Source organism: Mesorhizobium sp. 8 (assembly GCF_006351905.1).
Lineage (GTDB): Bacteria > Pseudomonadota > Alphaproteobacteria > Rhizobiales > Rhizobiaceae > Mesorhizobium > Mesorhizobium composti.
The window spans coordinates 3218826-3236184 of record NZ_CP040914.1 but is presented as its reverse complement, the minus strand read 5'-3'; the positions used below and the strand labels follow the sequence as shown (position 1 = coordinate 3236184).

Genomic DNA, 17359 nt, shown 5'->3' with positions numbered 1-17359 from the left:
GGGTTGTTCTGCCTCAGCGGCCACTCGCTACGCTCCGTGGCCTGCCGGCAGCTTCCTGCCGGGCGATTGCGGCATATATCTCGCCGGAGAATTTCACCGTGCGCTGCTGCGTCTCGTAGTCGACATGAGTGATGCCGAAAGGCGTGGTGTAGCCGTAAGCCCATTCGAAATTGTCCATCAGCGTCCAGGCGAAGTAGCCACGCACCGGCACGCCCTCGCTTGCGGCTTTCGCCACTTCGCTCAGGTGATCGACATAATAGGCGGCGCGCAGCTCGTCCCAGACATGGCCGTCTGCACCAACCGCCTCCGGCCGCGTGGCGACACCGTTCTCGGAAATGTAGATCTCTTTCGGCGCATAATTGTCGTTCACGTAGCGCAGAACGTCGTACATGCAGCGCGGCCAGATCTCGTAGCCGACGGCGGAATAAAGGCCCTCCGGCTGGACGCGGCGATAGTTGAGCGGCGCCAGTTCCGTGCCCTCGGCGATGACCGAGCGGCGGTAGATGTTGACGCCGAGATAGTCGACGGGCGCGGCGATGATCGCATTGTCGTCGGCACGGATTTCCGGCAGCAGGTCGCCGTACAGCGCCAGCATGTCCTGCGGATAAGAGCCCTTGAAGACGGCGTCGAGGAACCAACGGTTCTGCGCGCCGTCGAAGCGCCGCGCGGCCGCAACGTCGCGCGGATCGGCGCTGGCGGGTTCGGCGACGTTGAGGTCGAAGACAATACCGACCGAGGCGTCCGGCGCTTCGGCACGGATCGCCGGAACCGCCTTGCCGTGGCCGAGCAGTGCGTGGTGGCTGGCGGTCACGCCGCCCCTGGTGCCGTCGCGCAGCCCCGGCGCGTCCTCGCCGGAAGCGTGGCCGGACCAGCAGAAGGTCCACGGCTCGTTGAGCGTGGTCCATTTCTTGACGCGGTCGCCGAAGCTGCGCGCGGCGAGCGCCGCATAGTCGGCCAGCGCGTCGGCGGTGGCGCGGTTGTACCAGCCGCCTTCGTCCTGCAACGCCTGCGGCAGGTCCCAGTGGTAGAGCGTGGCGTAGGGCTCGATGCCTGCCGCGAGAAGATCGTCGATCAGCCGGTCGTAGAAGGCGACGCCCCTAGCGTTCACCGCGCCGCGCCCCTCAGGCATCAGCCGCGTCCAGGCGAAGGAGAAGCGGTAGGCCGAAAGGCCCAACTCTTTCAGTATCGCAATATCGTCCTTCCAGCGGTGGTAGCTGTCGCAGGCGATGGCGCCGCTGGAGCCGTCGATGATGACGCCCGGCACCTTGCAGAAGCGGTCCCAGATGCTCTCGCCCTTGCCGTCCTCCGCCGGCGCGCCCTCGATCTGGTAGGCGGCGGTAGCGGCGCCGAAGACGAAGTTTTCCGGCAGAACGAGCGAGGTCGCGCGCGCCTTGAGGGCGCGTCTGTTATCGATGCTTGATGTCATATTTTCTCTCGACTGTGCTGACCAGGCTGGCCGCCGCGAGCGTCAGCAGGATGTAGAAGATGGCGGCGGAATTGTAGGGCGCGAACGGCAGGAAGCTGGCCGACTGGAACTCGCGCATGCGCTGGGTGATGTCGCGGATCGACAGGATCGACAAGAGCGAGGTGTCCTTGAGGATGGCGATCAGTTCGTTGCCGAGCGGCGGGATGATGATGCGGAAGGCCTGCGGCAGGATGACGAGACGCGCCGTCTGCCAGCCGTTCAAGCCGAGGCTGCGCGCCGCCTCGATCTGGCCGCGCGGGATGGCGTTGATGCCGGAACGGAAGATTTCGGCCAGATAGGCGGAATAGGCGAGCGCCATGGCTGCGATGCCGCGCGCCAGGTTGGGCGGGTCGAACACGCCCTGCGTGGCGTCCTTCAGCGCACCGGCCAACGGCAGGCCGACATAGAGCACGATGACCAGCATGGGGATACCGCGAATGGTGTCGACGATGAATTCCGAGCCGATGGAGAGCGGATGGCGGCGATGGATATGACCGCCGAAGGTGAGCAGGCCGATGACGATGGCAAGCACCGCCAGCGTGATGCCGGAAGCCTTGTCTCGGTCGTTGAGCGCCGAGGTCTTCCATAGCACCGGCAGGTCGGCAGGCGCGGCGGCAACAGGCAGCAGGGCGGCGCTGACATCGGCCTTTTTCGCCAGCGCGGCGACGGCGTCGGCCGGTCCCTTGAAGGTTCGCAGCGGCACCTCGTCTTCCGGCGCGTCGGGAAACTGGCCGTAGCGGACGGCGCCGATCATGCCGGACGGCGTACCGGCCACGACGGCGACCTTGCCGCCGAGGTTGCCGACCAGCGCGTAATCGTCACGCGGTTGCAACAGGAACCACGCCGCGGCGACGGCGAGCAGCGCGGCGATGGCGATGAAGGTGAAATGCGCGCGCCGGCTGTAGTCGAGCTTGAGCAGGCCGACCCAGACGAGGCCGAGCAGCGCGGCGAGAATGTAGGCCGCGACTGCTGCGCGAATGGTGGTGGCGACGCCGGCGGCGAATGCCATCGGCGCGATGAAGAGAATGCCGACTAGGCCGAGGCCGTTGACCGCGAGCAGGATCATCCGCCCGGTCTTGCCCGCTCGGCCGCCGGTGAAGAAGAAGAGCGCCAGCGCCAGGACCGTCACAGCCAGATAGGCCCAGAACAGTGCAGAGGCGTATCCGTTCACCATCGCTTCGGCGGCGTCGGTCAGCTTGCGCGGCGTCACGCCCTGCACGACCAGCCTGGAGGTGAAGGGATCGACAGCGTTGGCGACGATGGAGGCGGCGTAGGGACGGACGACGCCGGTTGCGGCAACCGCGATGGCGGCGATCAGATTAAGCGCGCCGCAGGTCATCGCAAGGCGAGGCCGTCGCGCCGCCGCGCGTGAAAACAGGACGACGCCAAGCCCGGCCGCGAACGCCAGCGTGAGCAACAGGAAGCCGGGTACGAAGGCCGAGGACCCATGCTCGATGCCGATGATGGCGCGCAGCGAGCGCTGGTAGTCGCCCGACGAGGCGAACAGGTAGACGATGAACGGCAGGGCGGCGAGGATGATCAGGTTGCTCGGCCGCAGGCGCATCAGGAACCGCATCTCAATCCGCCCTCCGCGAGAAAATGGCTCCGGCGCCCTGCGACGCCGGAGCCGATAGCCAAGTTACTTGGCGCCCCAGTACTTCTGGATCAGCGCGTCGAGGCTGCCGTCGGCCTTGATCGCCTCGATGCCCTCATTGAAGGCGGCGACGTTCTCATCGCCCTTGCGGAAGACGAGGCCGAGCGGGTCGGACTGCAGGTTGCGGATCGGCACCACCAGCTCGCCGGCGAATTCCTTTTCGTAGGCGGCGGCGTTGGCGCCGTTGATGACGACGCCGTCGACATCCTTGTTCTTGAGCGCGATGAGGGAGGCAGCGAAGCTGTCATAGGCGATGACGTTGTCCTTGCCGACGATGCCTTCGGCGACCTGCGCATCGGTGGTGTTGGCCTGGGCCGAAAGCTTCTTGCCCTTGGTCTTGAAGTCGTCGGCGGTCAGGCCTTCGTCCTCGACGCGCATCAGGATGGCCTGGCTGTTGACGATGTAGGGCTCGGAGAAATCCATCGCCTTCTTGCGCTCGTCGGTGATGGAGACGCCGGACGCGACAAGGTCGAAGCTGCCCTGGTCGAGGGCTGCGAAGATGCCGTCCCAGCCGGTCGTGACGAACTCTGCCTTGCAGTTGATCTTGGCGCAGATGGCGTTGACCACGTCGACGTCGAAGCCGACGATCTGGCCGGTCGCCGTATCGACGCTTTCCATCGGCGGCGAGGTGGTGTCGGAGCCCACCTTCAGCAGTTTACCGCCGAGGTCGGCGGCGTGCGCCGCGCCCGACGTCATAAGCGCTAGTGCGAAGCCAATCAGGATTTTCTTCATCTCGTTTCCTCCGTTTTCAAGATTCCAGGGTGGGTCTGCGACGGCTCAGGCGGCCGCCCAGATCGTCCGGCTGCCGGCCGATCATTTCCGGCCGGAAGACTTCTCTCAGTCCGGCGGGATCCTCGCCGGCCATGCGCAGCAAAAGGAACTCGCCCAGCCGGCGGCCGAGCAATTCGATCGGCTGATAGAAGGTGGTGACGGGCGGGTTGAAATAGGCGCTGACGTTGATGTCGTCATAGGCGATCACGTCGACGTCCTCGCCGACGCGAAGGCCGATGCTGCCGAGCGCCGAAAGCACGCCGAGCGTGGTCGCCTCGTTGACGCAGACCAGCGCCGTCGGCGGCACCGAGCCCTTGAACAGCGCCAGCGTGCTGTCGCGGCCGAAGCGCGCGGTGAGGTCTCCGCCCTTCACGAGATCCAGCGACGGTTCCAGCCCGGCCTCGCGAAAGGCGCGGCAAAAGCCGTCGATCCTGTCCAGTGCGTAGGACAGGCGCGGCGCGGCATTGATGAGGCCGATGCGGCGATGGCCGCCGGCGATTAGCCGCGCGGTCGCCGCATGCGACGCCCATTCGTTGTCGACGTCGACATGGGCGTAGACGAGCGGCTGGCGGCAACGGCCGAGCGACACGAAGGGGAAGTCGGCCTCGACCAGCATGGCGATGCGCTCGTCGTCGGCAAGCACGCCGGAGAAGATCAAGCCGTCGGCAAGCCGCTGGCCGGCGATGCGGCGGGCGACGGCGCAGGCATCGTCAAAGCTACGATAGCCATGCACGGCAAGCTGATAGTCGCTGCCGTCCAGCGCCTGGGAGATGCCGCTGAGGATCTGCGTATACTCGACACCGTCCCATTCGTAGCCGGCCGCCGAGGTGATCGGCATCAGCACGGCCGCCTGGTAGGTCTTGCCGGTGCGCAATGCCATGCCGCGGGCGTTGGCCTGGTAGCCCAGTTCGCGGGCGGCGGAGAGGATCGCCTCGCGCGTGGCGTCGGTGACGACGGGCGAGCCGCGCAGCGCCTTAGAAATCGTCGCGATCGAATAGCCGGTATGCGCCGCGAGCGTCTTGATCGTCGGCGACGACCGACCGGATGTGGACCTGCCCTCGGCCATGATTGCCGCCCCGCTCACTCCTTTAGTCGTGACGCTATCAGCCGATAAAAACGATTTCAAGGAAAATAAAAACGTTTTTATTTTGAAACGCAAAACGAACTTGGACGACGATGCCGTGGCACCGTCGTCCGACACAGTCCAACTTCCTGAAGCCAGATGCCTCAGCGCGAGGGCGGGGCGTACATCAGGCCGCCCTTGTTCCACAGCGCGTTCAGGCCACGCTCGATCTTGAGTTCGCTCGAAGCGCCGAGATTGCGCTCGAAGATCTCGCCGTAATTGCCGACGGCGGAGACGATCGCATAGGCGAAACGGGGATCGAGACCGAGCTGCTGGCCGTTGTCGCCCTCGACGCCGAGGAAGCGCGTCACCACCGGATTGGCCGATTTCAGGCTGGCCTCGGCGTTCTGCTTGGTGATGCCAAGTTCCTCAGCCTCGATCAGCGAGAACAGCGTCCAGCGCACGACGTTGAACCACTTGTCGTCGCCCTGGCGCACGGCTGGGCCCAGCGGCTCCTTGGAGATGATCTCCGGCAGCACCATGAAGCCGTTCGGATCGGCCAGCTTGAGACGCTGCGCATAGAGCGCCGAGGCGTCGGTCGAATAGACGTCGCAACGGCCCGTCTCGAAGGCCTTGATGACGCCGTCAGCGGAATCGATCACCACCGGCTGGTATTCCATCTTGTTGGCGTGGAAATAGTCGGTCAGGTTCTGCTCGGTCGTCGTGCCCTGCTCGGTGCATACGGTCGCCCCGGACAGCTTCAGCGCGCTGTCGACGCCGAGCTTCTTCGGGATCATGAAGCCCTGTCCGTCGTAATATGCGGTGCCGACGAAATGGATACCCATGCCGGAATCGCGCGACAGCGACCAAGTGGTCTGGCGCGACAGAAGATCGACCTCGCTCGACTGCAGGGCGGTGAAGCGGTCCTTGGTGGAGAGCGGCACATAGCTCACCTTTTCCGGATCACCGAACACCGCCGCCGACACCGCGCGGCAGAAATCGACGTCGAAGCCGACCCATTTACCCGCCGCGTCCGGCGCCGAGAAGCCGGCGACGCCCTCGCTGACGCCGCAACGCACCGAACCGCGCGCCTTGACGTCGTCCAGCGTATCGGCGGCGGCCGCAGACGCGACGAACGCCGAGCCGGCCAGAAGCAGCGCTGCAAGAATTTCCCGTTTCATAAGATTCCTCCCTTGGTTGGAAAAAAGCAAAACCCTGCCCATAACCGGCGCGCGGGCGCCGGAAGCATTTTTGAACCGTGTCGCTCTGATGTGCCGCTACGGCGCCATACCGACGCGAAAACTGTTATTGCCCGCCGGCCTCAACCGCCTCGAACGTCTCCTCCAGGATCGCGACCAGAAGGTCGGCATCGGCGCGCGTGAAAATCATCGGCGGGCGCATCTTCAGCACGTTGTCGTGCGGTCCCTCGGTGCCCATCAGCGCGCCGCGCCGACGCACGCCGTCACAGATCTTCTTCGCCAGCGCGGTCGCCGGCACTTTCGTGCGGCGGTCTTCGACCAATTCGATGCCGAGGAACAGGCCCATGCCGCGCACGTCGCCGATCGATTCATGCCGTTCCTGCATGGCGCGGAAGCGCTCGACCAGATAGGCGCCGATCTCGGACGCGTTGCGGCGCAGGTCGCCCTGCTCGATAACGTCCAGCACGGCGAGGCCGGCGGCGCAGGACACCGGATTGCCGCCGAACGTGTTGAAATATTCCATGCCGTTGTTGAAGGAGGTCGCCACCTCTCGCGTCGTCACCAGGGCCGCCATCGGATGCGCGTTGCCGATCGGCTTGCCCATGGTGACGATGTCGGGCACGACGCCCTGCGTCTCGAAGGCCCACCAATGGCTGCCGACGCGGCCGAAGCCGACCTGCACCTCGTCGGCGACGCAAATGCCGCCGGCGGCGCGCACCATGGCATAGACTTCCTTCAGGTAACCTTCCGGCAGGAACACCTGGCCGGCGACGCTGGGAATGGATTCGGCGAGGAAGAAAGCCGGCGCGCGGCCCTGTTTCCGCATCGCTTCGATCTGCTCCGCCACGCTCGCGGCGAAGCGCCTGGCATGCTCTTCGACGGGCCAATCTTCCGGCGCGCGATAGCTGTCGGGGATGACGGCCTCGAAGACATGCGGCTTGCGGCCCTTGCCGCCCTTGCGCTTGTATTTGTAGGGGCTGAGGTCGATCAGTTCCTGCGTCGTGCCGTGATAGGCCCAGTCGAGCACAATGGCGTCCTCGCGCCCGGTATGGGTGCGCGCCATGCGCAGCATCAGGCTGTTGGCCTCGCTGCCGGAACAGGCGAAGGCGGCGACGCAGAGTTCCGGCGGCAGGGTCGCCGTGAGGCGCTCGCTGTAGGCGACGATGTTGTCATGCAGGTAGCGCGTGTTGGTGTTGAGCTTCGCCGCCTGCGTGGCGATGGCCTCGACCACATGCGAGTGCGCATGGCCGACGTGGCAGACATTGTTGAAGCAGTCGAGATAGGCGCGGCCGCGGTCGTCGATCAGCCACACGCCGTCGCCGCGCACGAACTTGATCGGCTCGGAATAGGAGATCGACAGGTTGGGCAGGAGCTTTGCCTTGCGTTCCGCGACGATCTCGGCGCGACTCAAGCCGGTCTGCGCAAAGGTTTCGGGCGGGATGCCGGCCAGCGTCGCGGCATTCGGGAAGAGGCTTTGCCAGACGTCGAGATAGCGCGCCTCGCCGACGCCGAGAATGTCGCGCGCCGCCATCTCCGGGTCGACGGAAATCTGGAAGTGCAGATGCGGCGCCCAGCCGCCGTTTTCGGCATGTGCGCCCATCTCGGCGACCAGCGCGCCGGCTTCCAGCCTGTCTCCGGGCTTCAGCCGCGAAACAACTTCATGGGCGAGGTGGCCCCACAGCGTGACAAAGGGCGGACAGCCTTCCGGCTCGTGCAGCAGCGCGACGAGACCGCCGTAACCGAGCGGATCTTCCTCGATCTCGACGCTTTTCACGGTCGCGGCCAGCGGCGTGTAGAGTTTCGTGCCGGCCGGCATGAACAGGTCGAGGCCGAGATGGCGGTCGCGCCGTTCGCCTTCGATGAGGCGCGAACGGAACATGTCGCCGGAATAGACGGTGCGCGCCTCGCCCCACGGCCCGATGCCGAGCGTGACGCCATGCTCGGCCGCGTAGGCATCCCACCACGCCGAAGCCGTATCGGGATCGGCGGCGGCGGAAGCGACGGTCATCTGATTGGCGGCGTCGCCATAGGGAACCAGCGCCTTGGTCAGTGTCGCCGGATGCGGCTTGAGGATCGGCGCGAAGGTTTTCGCATTACGCGCGATCCAGCCCGATACCGCACTCGCGCCGGGCGCGGCGTCGAAGCCGCAGGCATGGCGCAGGATCGCGGTGGCGAAGCGCGGGTTCATTGCATCGAGCCGGCGCAGCAACCGCCAGGCCGGCGCCTCGCTGATTGCCAGATAGGGATTGTCGCCGGTGCGCTGCTTGCGCTGGGCGGACAAGGTGACGGAAATGACCAGCCGTGCCGCGATCAGGTCGAACAGCAGATCGAGTTCTTCCTCGCGCAGCGGATATTCGGCATGGAAGCCGGCCGTGATGCCGGCCGCCGCGCCGATGGGATCGGCTTCGTCCAGGATCGAATAGGCGCAGGCCACCGCAACCTCGGCGATGAGGACGGTGTGCAGCGCGTCGCCGAAGTCGATAACGCCGGCGACTGCATCCGGCCGTTCCGGATCGACCAGCACGTTCCAGTCGTTGGCGTCGTTGTGGATCACCTGTGCACGCAACGCCGGCAGGCGCGGCGCCACATGCGCGTCGAAGCGGTCGAGGAAGCGCGTCACCAGCGCCCGGTCGGCATCGTCGGCGATGTGGTGCAGGCGCGAGCGGGATTCGCCGGCGCGGCGGATATCCCAGTCAAACGCCCGCAGCGCGCCGGGATGGATAAAGCCCTGCAAGGCGCGGTCCATACGCCCCATAATCCGGCCGAGCGAATGCAGCACTTCAGTCGTGCGCGCGCTCTCGGCCAACGGCTTGCCCGGCAGCCACGACACCATGCGCAGCGCATGACGCACGCCGGAAACACCCTCGGCGGTCGCCAGCGTGGAACCCGATACGGTCTTGCGCAGGCGCGGCAGGGCAAGCTCGGGCGCGACAGCGCCGAGATGGTCGAAAAGCGCGGCCTGGAACTCGCTCTCCAGCGCCGGTTCGCTGGCGTTGACGATCTTGAACGTCCAGTCGCCGGAGGCGGAAACGAGACGGAAATTCTGGTCGCGTTCGCTGTCGAGACGGGAAAGCTCGCCGTCGACACCGAAATGCTCGCGTGCCAGCGCTGCCGCCTGTTCGAGCGGAAAATCGGGAGCCGGGTGGTCGAGATCGGTCATGGAAGGCGCTTCGGTGCGGGATTTTATGGTGGATAGTTTTGCACGGTCATGCAAAGCAGGCATCCGGCAAGGTGCCGGCGAGGCCGACAGACTGACGACATAGACCGGCATATTGCCGGCAGGGCAAAGGAGCCCAACCGTGAAGCAGCCCGACGCGAAGGACCGCGAAATTCTCTCCATCCTGTCGAAGGAAGCGCGCGTCCCGATGAAGACGCTGGCCGCCAGGGTCGGCCTTTCGCGTTCCGCCGCCAGCGAACGGGTGGCGCAGATGGAGCGCAGCGGCGTCATCCGGGGCTACCGCGCCGACATCGGCCAGATGGAGGCCGACGTCATTCGCGCTTTCCTTCTGGTGACGCTGGCGCGCACGCCTTCCATGGGCATTCTCGACAGGCTGGCCGGCTATGCCGAGGTGCGCCGCGTCTCCTCCGTCAGTGGCCAGCTCGACCTCGTGGTCGAGGTGGAAGTCGCTTCGATCGACCGGCTGAACGGGTTGCGCGACGCGATCGCGGACACGACGGAAGTGCAGGATCTGACCACGCTGATCGTGCTCAGGCGCGACATCGAGCGATCCGGTTGAAGCTGGGGCAGGGTTGGCGCAACCGCCGGCCCGGCGTGCCCGGTTGATTTTTCGGGCGAACCGGGATGGAACGTATCCATGACCACCGTCGACCAGATCCTGACCGGCAGCGTCGCGCCGCTCGGCCCTCGCGGTGTTCCAAGCGGCATCGGCAAGCAGGCCGTCGCCGGGCGCCTGTTCCTCGGCCGCGAAGGGCTGGCGGGCGACGTTCAGGGCGACCGCAAGCACCATGGCGGCTCGGACAAGGCGCTGCACCATTATGCCTTCGATCACTACGCATACTGGATCGATGCGCTCGGGGACCGCGAAGTCCTGCAAAGACCGGGCGCGTTCGGCGAGAACCTGTCGACGCGCGGCATGACGGAGGACAATACGGCCATCGGCGATATCTTCCGCCTCGGCGGCGCGATGATCCAGGTCAGCCAGGGCCGCCAGCCGTGCTGGAAGCTGAATGCCCGATTCGACGTCGCCGACATGTCGTCGCAAGTGCAGAGGACCGGCTTCACCGGCTGGTATTATCGCGTGATCGAGGAAGGGTCCGTCGAGGCCGGAGACGAACTGCGCCTCGAGGATCGCGTCTCGCCGGACTGGACGATCCGGCGGACGTGGCGCGTCCTCTATGTCGACACGATGAACCTCGACGCCCTTGCCGAAATGGCCGGTCTTGCGCACTTGCCTGATGGCTGGCGCGGCTATGCCCGCAAGCGCCTCGAAACCCGAAAGGTCGAGGACTGGACGCGACGCCTGCAAGGCACCGACTGACCGCCGCGACCCACCGCTTCGTCAGTTCGGAACGGTGCAACCCGTTTCGTCGCATCGCGCAGCCGCACTCTCCGCCGCCATATCCGGCGGCGCCTCCGCCAGCAGCGCGCCGATGGCGACGCCGAGGGAAAGGTCGTCCACCTGGCCGAACTGGTGCTTGCGCAGCCGCCCGGCCCGGTCGATGACGATCGTCGTCGGCGTGCCGCGCATGCCGTAGCGCGCCATCGTCACCGGGATGGGGCCGTCAGCGCCGGCTTCGTCGACGCCGATGGGAAAGGTCAGACGGTATTCGTGGATGAAAGCTTCCAGCGCCACCGGCGTCATCGCCGCATGATGCTCGAAGACGGTATGCAGGCCGATGACGGCGACGTCCTTCGCATCGAACATACGGTGGAGCCGCTCGGCCTGCGGCGTGCCGTGGGAGACGCAGCCCGGACACAGCATCTGGAAAGCATGCAGCACCACGACCCGGCCTTTCAAGACCTCCAGGGTTAAGGGTGCCGACGTGTTGAACCAGCGGCTGACGGCAAGCGGAGGCGGATAGTTTTCCATCATGGCGGACTCGTCGATCGGGAAGCTCCGAGGCTATGCTTCGCAGCATCGTCGTCAAGCACTCCCTCAGGCGCCGCCCATATAGATGTCCATGATCTGGCGATCGTCACGCACGTCGCTCGGCGAGCCTTCGAAGCGCTTTTCGCCGGCGGCGAGGATGTAGAGCCTGTCGGCGATGGGCATCGCCTCTCGGATGTTCTGCTCGACCATCAGGATGCCGATGCCCTGCTTGGTTAACGTGGTGATGCGCTCCAGCGTCTCGATCACCATCGCCGGCGACAGGCCTGCCGACGGTTCGTCGAGCAGGATGAAGCGCGGTTCGGAAACCAGCGCGCGCGCCAGCGACAGCATCGCCTGTTCGCCGCCGGACAGCGCGCCGGCCGCCGTCCTGCGCCGACGCGCCAGCGAGGGATATTGCTCGATCAGCGCCTCGATGCGAGACTCCACCAACCGCTTGTCGGCGATCGCGTAGCCGCCCATGCGCAGGTTTTCCATCACCGTCAGGCGCGGGAAGACGCCGCCGCCCTGCGGCATCAGCACCAGTCCCTGCCGCACCACTTCATGCACCGGCAGATTGGAGAGCACGGTGTCGTCGAGACACGCGCTGCCGCTCCACACCGGCAGGGCGCCGGCGATGGCCTTGAGCAGTGTGGACTTGCCGCACCCATTCGGCCCGAAGATGCAGGTGATCTGCCCCGCTTCTGCACTCAGCGAGACGCCGTGGACGATCTCCTGCTTGCCGTAGCCGGTGACGACGTTTTCGGCTGCCAGCCTGCTCATTGCGGCCGCCCCAGATAGGTCTGCATGACTTCGGAATTGCGCACGATGTCCTCGAAGGCGCCGCTGGTGACGACGCGGCCAGAATCCATGACGATGATGCGGTCGCAGACGCTGCGCACCATCTCCATGTCGTGCTCGATGACGAGGAAGGAGACGCCGCGTTCGCGCAGGCTGGCGATGGCCTCCAGGATGATCTTGCGGATGTTGGGATGCACGCCGGCCGTCACCTCGTCGAGCAGGATGAGCGAGGCCTGCCGCATGACGGCGCGGCCAAATTCCAGCAGCTTCTGCTGGCCGCCGGAAAGATCGGAGGCGCGGTTGTCGGCGACATGCTCCAGTTTCAGCAGCGCAAGCGTGGCGGCCGCGCGCTCCTGCGCGCCCGACCAATGCCCTTCCGCCGCCGCCGCCAGCAGGTTCTCGGTCACGCTCATATTGTCGAACAGCGCGGGAATCTGGAAGGTGCGGGCAAGCCCCAGCCGGGCGATGCGATGCGCGCTCATACCGGCAATGGCGCGGCCGTCGAAGCGGATTTCGCCCTTGTCGGGCGCCACCGTGCCGGAAACGAGGCTGAACAAAGTCGACTTGCCGCAACCGTTGGGGCCGATCAATCCGGCGATCTCCTGCCGGCCGACCGCAAGGTCGACGCCGTTGGTGGCCTTGATGCCGCCGAAATGCTTGTAGAGTCCGCGCACCAGCAGGATCGGCTCCGCGGAAGCCTGTGCCGAGGCGGTCATCGCTCTCCTCCCCCGCCAATGAGCTTTTCCGCCACTTTTTCGAGCGCGTTCGCCTTGCGCCGGACAAACAGGCCGGCGATGCCGTTGGGCAGGAACAACACCACCAGGACGATGGCGGCGCCGAGGATGGCGATATAGAAGGCGGTGTCGCCCCAGTGCATCCATATCAGCCGGTTGACGACGAACAGCGTCACGCCGCCGATGGCCGGGCCCCACAGGGTGCCCAGCCCGCCCAAGAGCACCATCACCACCATCTGGTCGGTGATGTCGCCGCCGAACACCGACTTCGGATTGATGAAGGTGACCCAGTAGGCGAAGATCGCGCCGAAGACGGAGGCGGTGACGGCGCTGAGCACGAAGGTCTGCAGCTTCACCAGCGCCGTGTTGATGCCCATTGCCTCGGCGGCCGGTTCGTGATCGCGCAGCGCCTTCACCTTCAGGCCGAAGCGCGAGCGCTCGAACAACGCCCAGGCGACGAGGTAGGTGAGCGCCGCGGTACCGAACATGGCGTAGTAGAAGAAGCGCTCATTGAGATAGGGCGGCAGGCCAATGCCGCCGATGCCGCCGGTGAAATCCATCGCCGAAGCGAACTGGATCAGCACTTCCGCGAAGGCCCAGGTGGCGATGGCGAAATAGGCGCCGCGCAACCTCAGCGTCGGCGCGCCGATGATGACGGCGAACACGCCCGTCACCAGCATGCCGGCCGGAATGGTGGCCAGGAAAGGCAGGCCGAACGGATCGTTCATCAGGAAGGCGGTGACATAGGCGCCGAGTCCGAAGAAGGCGGAATGACCGAAATTGATGTAGCCGGCATAGCCGCCCAGCATGTTCCACGAACAAGCCAACCCCGCCCACATCAGCGCGCCAGTGGCGACGCGCAGCCAGTAATTGTTGACCAGCAGCGGCATCAACGCCAGCACGACGAGGATGATGGCGAGCAGCAGGAGGCCGGGCCAGCGCGATTTCATGGGTTGCGCGGCCATATCAGAGGCCCCTCCGCAAGATTCCCTTCGGGGACGCCAGGAGGACCACGAACAGCGTGGCGAAGATGGCGAGCAGCGAATAGCTGGAGCCGACATAGGTCGACACGAAGGCCTCGATGACGCCGAGCATAAGGGCGGCCACCACCGCGCCGCCGACCGAACCCAGCCCGGCCAGCACGGCGACGAAGAAGGCGAACAGCGTGTAGCGCAGGCCGACTTCGGGGTTGACGGAATAGATGGCGCCCATCAGCACGCCGGCCATGGCGGTGATGCCGGCATAGAGGCCGTAGACGTTGGCGCTGAGGCGGCGGATGTTGACGCCCATCAGCGCCGCGTTGTGGCGGTTCTCGGCAGTGGCGCGGATCGCCAGCCCATAGCGGGTGCGGTAGAGGAAGAGGAACAGGCCGCCGGCGATGGCCACCGCGAAGACCGCCGCCGCCACCCGAATCAGCGGCACGATGACCGGGCCCACCGCAAGGCTCTCGCCGCTCAGGAATGTCGTGACGTTGCGGGTGTTGAAGCCCCAGGCCGTCAGCATGCCGCCGCGCAGCAGCGTGAACAGGCCGAAGGTGAGCGCCAGCGCCATCAGTTCCGGCCGCGCGGTGCGGCTGTTGCGGACGTTATAGAGGACCGGGCCGATCAGGTAGCCGAGAGCCCCGAACAGCACGAAGGCGAGAGGGATGGCGACGAAGCCGTCCAACCCCAACAGGGCGGTGACGTAGTAGCCGAGATAGCCGCCCAGCACGACCCAGCCGCCGACGGCGAAGTCGATGACGTGCAGCACGCCGAAGGTGAGCTGGAAGGCGATGGTGAAGGTGGCGATGACGCCGCCGATCAGAAGGCCGTTCAGCAGGGTCTGGAGGAAAAGATCCAAGGCAGGAGCCGTCCGTCCGTGTGGGTGGCGGGAAGGTCTTCCCGTCTGGACACGGCGGCCGTGCGGCCGGCCCGCATCCGCGAGGGTCCGGCGGCGCGCTGTCTCGCCACGCGCCGCCGTGGAGATGCTATTTCCAGGCCGGCAGCGGATAGATGTAGTCGGCGGCCGCCGCTTCCTTCGGGCCGACGGCGACGACCTTGCCGCCCTGGATCTGTACCAGCACCGGCACAGGCTGGACGTTGTCGTGATAATGCGGGCCGTCCTTCTCGAACTTGATCGGGCCGTAGAAGGTCTGGATATCGGTTTCGGCAATGGCATCCTTCAGCGCGACGCGGTCCTCCGGCGTCAGCGCCGGCTTCTTGCCGAGCCGTTTCAGCGCATCGCCGAGCACCAAGCCGCTGGCCGCGCAGCCGGCCGCCGTATAGTCGGGTTCGCCGCCGAGCTTCTTCGTCGCCATCTCGGAGAATTCCTTGGCGGTGCCGAAGACGTCGTCCTTGTAGGTCACGGTCGGGAGCCAGACCACCACGCCCGTGACACCGTCGGCGTCGGCGCCGAGCGCCTGGGCGAAGGCCGGGTTGGTGATGCCGTAGTGCATGATCAGCGCCTTCGGCCGGTAGTTCAGCGACTTCGAGGTCTTGACCACGTTGATCAGGATTTCCTCGTGGCCGCCGACGGCGACGACATCGGGCTTCAGCGCCGCGATCTTGGAAATGACGGGGGTAAGGTCGCCCTCCGGCGGTACCAGTTCATAGGCGACCAGTTCCAGCCCCGCCGCCTTGACGCCGTCGCGGAAGCCCTCGCCGGTTTCCTTGGAAAACGGCTCGTTGACGCTGATCACCGCAACAGTCTTGGCTCCAGGGTTGGACGTCTTGGCCAGCACGCCCAGCGACAGGCCGGAGGTCGTGTCCACGGACGGGATGATGCCGAAGTTGAACTCGGGTTTCGCCTTCCAGACGTTCGGCGATTCCGCCGAGCCGGAGATCATAGGCACCTGGTATTTCTGGCAGATCGGCTGCACCGCGATGGTCGAGCCGCTTGTATAGGGGCCGAACAGCACGTCGACCTCGTTCTGGACGATCAGCCGCTCGGCGGCATCGGCGCCGGTCGCCGGATTGGACTGGTCGTCGCCGTAGAACATGTCCACCTTGAACTTCTCGCCGGCGACCTCGACGCCGCCCTTGGCGTTGATCGCCTCGGCCCACAGGTCGTAGCCCTGCTTGGTCAAGTTGCCGCCAAGGATGTTCTCGCCCGACAGCGAGGTGATGACGCCGGCCTTGAAGGTCGCCGCCTGCGCTCGCGCCGTTCGCACGAAGGGCATGCCGAGCGCGCCGGCCGTGACGGCAAGCGCGCTGCCGCCGAGGAACCGGCGGCGCGAAAAAGAACGGTTGAATGAGGCCATGGCGCAAATCCTCCCTTTGCGGTGTCGCGGTTTATCCGAAACTTTTGTCTGACATACGATCACAAGCAGGGTGTGCAGACAAGCAGTCTTGTCCGCCGGTGCCCGAAACAGCCAGCGAGACGCGCGCAGGAAATAAGCTGTCCGCCGATTCAGCCGGCCTGCCGGCCACCTTCCGTGGCGATGAAGCGGTCGGGTGCCAGCGCTTCGCGCTCGACGCCGAATGCTGCAAGGTCGCCGGGAACGGCGGCGTCGCGAAGCAGCGCCGAGGTGAGCCGCGCCAGCGCAAAGGAGACTTGGAAACCGTAGCCGCCTTGCCCGGCCAACCAGAAGAAACGGGGCAGGCGCGGATCGGCGCCGGCGACGGGGGTGCCGTCCGGGGCGAAGGTCCGCAACCCGGCCCAGGGGCTTTGCGGCCTGCCGATGCTCAGGCCCGTCGCCTGCTCGATGCGGTCGACGGCGATGGCGACGTCGATGTCCTCGGGATACGCGTCGCAGGGCGGCGAGTCGGTCTCGTCGGCGAGCGAGCCGATGAGACGGCCGGCATCCGGCTTGAAATAGAAGCGTTCATGGATGTCCACCACCAGCGGCCAGTTGCGCACATCATGGCCCGGCGCATCGAAGATAAAGGCGGTGCGCCGCTTCGGCGCCAGGCCGATACCGGTCAGCCCTGCCCGTTCCGCGACCACATCCGCCCAGGCACCGGCGGCGTTCACCACCGTGTCGGTCTCGTAGACGCCGGCGGTCGTCTCGACGCGCAAGCCTTCGCCATCCGGCTCGATCCGCACGACCTCCTCGCCGGTGCGGATCTGCCCGCCCAGCGCGCGGAAGGCCGAGGCGCTCTCCTGGACGATCTTGCCGGTGTCGATGTCCATCGCGTCGGGCTCATAAACCCCGCCGCACGTCATGCGCTCGCCGAAGACGGGAACGAGTTTTCCGACCTCAGCGGCGGAGAGGCGCCGGATGGTCGGCAAAAGGGCCTGCGCTTCCAGGGCGAAACGGTCGATGGCTTCGCCGTCGTCCGGCCCGCCGAAATGCAGCGCGGCACGCTTGTGCTCGAAATAACCGCCCGTCTCCAGCGCCTCGCGGCTCGCCCGCGACAGCGCCCGCACCATCGCGTTGCCGTAGGATTCGGAAAACAGCGCCGCCGAACGACCGGAAGCGTGGTAGCCGAGCTGGCTTTCGCGCTCGATCACCGTCACCGAAGCCCATTCCTGCAAGGCAAGAGCGGCGGTGAGGCCGGCCACGCCACCTCCTATGACAACGATCCGTGTGGAAGACATGATGGCCTCAAGGCTGCTGAAAGGGTGTTCGCGGGCTCCAGCCTAGGGGGAAAACGCACCGCTGTTGAAGCGACCAACCGAGCGGATCGGGTAATGCCAGCGCAGC

The 17359-nt window shown here is 66.1% G+C and carries 15 protein-coding genes; 2 read left to right on the top strand and 13 right to left on the bottom strand.

From position 1 onward, the window contains the following. Positions 1 to 13: 13 nt before the first annotated feature. The 6 genes from FGU64_RS15730 to FGU64_RS15705 all read right to left on the bottom strand — a co-directional run bounded on the left by FGU64_RS15730 (position 14) and on the right by FGU64_RS15705 (position 9312). On the bottom strand, positions 14 to 1426 hold the full coding sequence (locus tag FGU64_RS15730; RefSeq protein ID WP_139954039.1) for a GH1 family beta-glucosidase: 1413 nt from the start codon (positions 1424 to 1426) through the stop codon (positions 14 to 16). Continuing rightward, positions 1407 to 3041: an amino acid ABC transporter permease gene (locus tag FGU64_RS15725; protein ID WP_139954038.1), complete on the bottom strand. Its 1635-nt coding sequence runs from the start codon at positions 3039 to 3041 to the stop codon at positions 1407 to 1409. Before FGU64_RS15725 ends, FGU64_RS15730 begins: the two co-directional genes overlap by 20 nt. Before the next feature lie 63 nt (positions 3042 to 3104). Then, entirely contained in the window at positions 3105 to 3851 is a 747-nt protein-coding gene (locus tag FGU64_RS15720) for a transporter substrate-binding domain-containing protein (RefSeq protein ID WP_136354100.1), read from the bottom strand. 16 nt (positions 3852 to 3867) lie between these two features. Continuing rightward, positions 3868 to 4956: a LacI family DNA-binding transcriptional regulator gene (locus tag FGU64_RS15715; RefSeq protein WP_136354098.1), complete on the bottom strand. Its 1089-nt coding sequence runs from the start codon at positions 4954 to 4956 to the stop codon at positions 3868 to 3870. A gap of 161 nt (positions 4957 to 5117) precedes the next feature. Then, complete coding sequence (locus tag FGU64_RS15710; protein WP_139954037.1) at positions 5118 to 6134, bottom strand: amino acid ABC transporter substrate-binding protein; 1017 nt, start codon at positions 6132 to 6134, stop codon at positions 5118 to 5120. 124 nt (positions 6135 to 6258) lie between these two features. Next, entirely contained in the window at positions 6259 to 9312 is a 3054-nt protein-coding gene (locus FGU64_RS15705; protein ID WP_139954036.1) for an aminotransferase class III-fold pyridoxal phosphate-dependent enzyme, read from the bottom strand. Positions 9313 to 9451: 139 nt separating this feature from the next. Here FGU64_RS15705 and FGU64_RS15700 point away from each other — a divergent pair, with 139 nt between their 5' ends. Both FGU64_RS15700 and FGU64_RS15695 read left to right on the top strand, forming a co-directional pair. Then, a complete protein-coding gene (locus tag FGU64_RS15700) occupies positions 9452 to 9889 on the top strand; it encodes an Lrp/AsnC family transcriptional regulator (RefSeq protein ID WP_139954035.1) in 438 nt (145 codons plus the stop codon). A 78-nt stretch (positions 9890 to 9967) separates the two neighbouring features. Next, entirely contained in the window at positions 9968 to 10651 is a 684-nt protein-coding gene (locus tag FGU64_RS15695; RefSeq protein ID WP_139954034.1) for an MOSC domain-containing protein, read from the top strand. Positions 10652 to 10672: 21 nt separating this feature from the next. Here FGU64_RS15695 and FGU64_RS15690 read toward each other — a convergent pair whose 3' ends face one another. The 7 genes from FGU64_RS15690 to FGU64_RS15660 form a co-directional block, all read right to left on the bottom strand. Next, on the bottom strand, positions 10673 to 11206 hold the full coding sequence (locus FGU64_RS15690; RefSeq protein ID WP_139954033.1) for a TlpA disulfide reductase family protein: 534 nt from the start codon (positions 11204 to 11206) through the stop codon (positions 10673 to 10675). A 63-nt stretch (positions 11207 to 11269) separates the two neighbouring features. Beyond that, entirely contained in the window at positions 11270 to 11983 is a 714-nt protein-coding gene (locus FGU64_RS15685; RefSeq protein WP_139954032.1) for an ABC transporter ATP-binding protein, read from the bottom strand. After that, positions 11980 to 12717, bottom strand: a complete 738-nt coding sequence (locus FGU64_RS15680) for an ABC transporter ATP-binding protein (protein WP_139954031.1) — start codon at positions 12715 to 12717, stop codon at positions 11980 to 11982. The genes FGU64_RS15685 and FGU64_RS15680 overlap by 4 nt, the downstream gene beginning before the upstream one ends. Then, positions 12714 to 13700 (bottom strand): branched-chain amino acid ABC transporter permease, encoded by a 987-nt coding sequence (locus FGU64_RS15675; RefSeq protein WP_139954030.1) that lies wholly within the window; start codon positions 13698 to 13700, stop codon positions 12714 to 12716. The genes FGU64_RS15680 and FGU64_RS15675 overlap by 4 nt, the downstream gene beginning before the upstream one ends. Before the next feature lies 1 nt (position 13701). Then, positions 13702 to 14574 carry a branched-chain amino acid ABC transporter permease gene (locus FGU64_RS15670; protein ID WP_139954029.1) on the bottom strand — a complete coding sequence of 291 codons (873 nt, stop codon included), beginning with the start codon at positions 14572 to 14574 and terminating at the stop codon, positions 13702 to 13704. A 127-nt stretch (positions 14575 to 14701) separates the two neighbouring features. Next, positions 14702 to 15973, bottom strand: coding sequence for an ABC transporter substrate-binding protein (locus FGU64_RS15665; RefSeq protein ID WP_136354077.1), 1272 nt, complete (start codon positions 15971 to 15973; stop codon positions 14702 to 14704). Positions 15974 to 16122: 149 nt separating this feature from the next. After that, on the bottom strand, positions 16123 to 17217 hold the full coding sequence (locus tag FGU64_RS15660; protein WP_246671133.1) for an FAD-binding oxidoreductase: 1095 nt from the start codon (positions 17215 to 17217) through the stop codon (positions 16123 to 16125). Positions 17218 to 17359 lie beyond the last annotated feature (142 nt).

Coding starts and splice junctions, on each gene's coding strand:
- FGU64_RS15730 (WP_139954039.1), bottom strand. CDS start 1,426: ATGACATCAAGCATCGATAACAGACGCGCCCTCAAGGCGCGCGCGACC.
- FGU64_RS15725 (WP_139954038.1), bottom strand. CDS start 3,041: ATGCGGTTCCTGATGCGCCTGCGGCCGAGCAACCTGATCATCCTCGCC.
- FGU64_RS15720 (WP_136354100.1), bottom strand. CDS start 3,851: ATGAAGAAAATCCTGATTGGCTTCGCACTAGCGCTTATGACGTCGGGC.
- FGU64_RS15715 (WP_136354098.1), bottom strand. CDS start 4,956: ATGGCCGAGGGCAGGTCCACATCCGGTCGGTCGTCGCCGACGATCAAG.
- FGU64_RS15710 (WP_139954037.1), bottom strand. CDS start 6,134: ATGAAACGGGAAATTCTTGCAGCGCTGCTTCTGGCCGGCTCGGCGTTC.
- FGU64_RS15705 (WP_139954036.1), bottom strand. CDS start 9,312: ATGACCGATCTCGACCACCCGGCTCCCGATTTTCCGCTCGAACAGGCG.
- FGU64_RS15695 (WP_139954034.1), top strand. CDS start 9,968: ATGACCACCGTCGACCAGATCCTGACCGGCAGCGTCGCGCCGCTCGGC.
- FGU64_RS15690 (WP_139954033.1), bottom strand. CDS start 11,206: ATGATGGAAAACTATCCGCCTCCGCTTGCCGTCAGCCGCTGGTTCAAC.
- FGU64_RS15685 (WP_139954032.1), bottom strand. CDS start 11,983: ATGAGCAGGCTGGCAGCCGAAAACGTCGTCACCGGCTACGGCAAGCAG.
- FGU64_RS15680 (WP_139954031.1), bottom strand. CDS start 12,717: ATGACCGCCTCGGCACAGGCTTCCGCGGAGCCGATCCTGCTGGTGCGC.
- FGU64_RS15675 (WP_139954030.1), bottom strand. CDS start 13,700: ATGGCCGCGCAACCCATGAAATCGCGCTGGCCCGGCCTCCTGCTGCTC.
- FGU64_RS15665 (WP_136354077.1), bottom strand. CDS start 15,973: ATGGCCTCATTCAACCGTTCTTTTTCGCGCCGCCGGTTCCTCGGCGGC.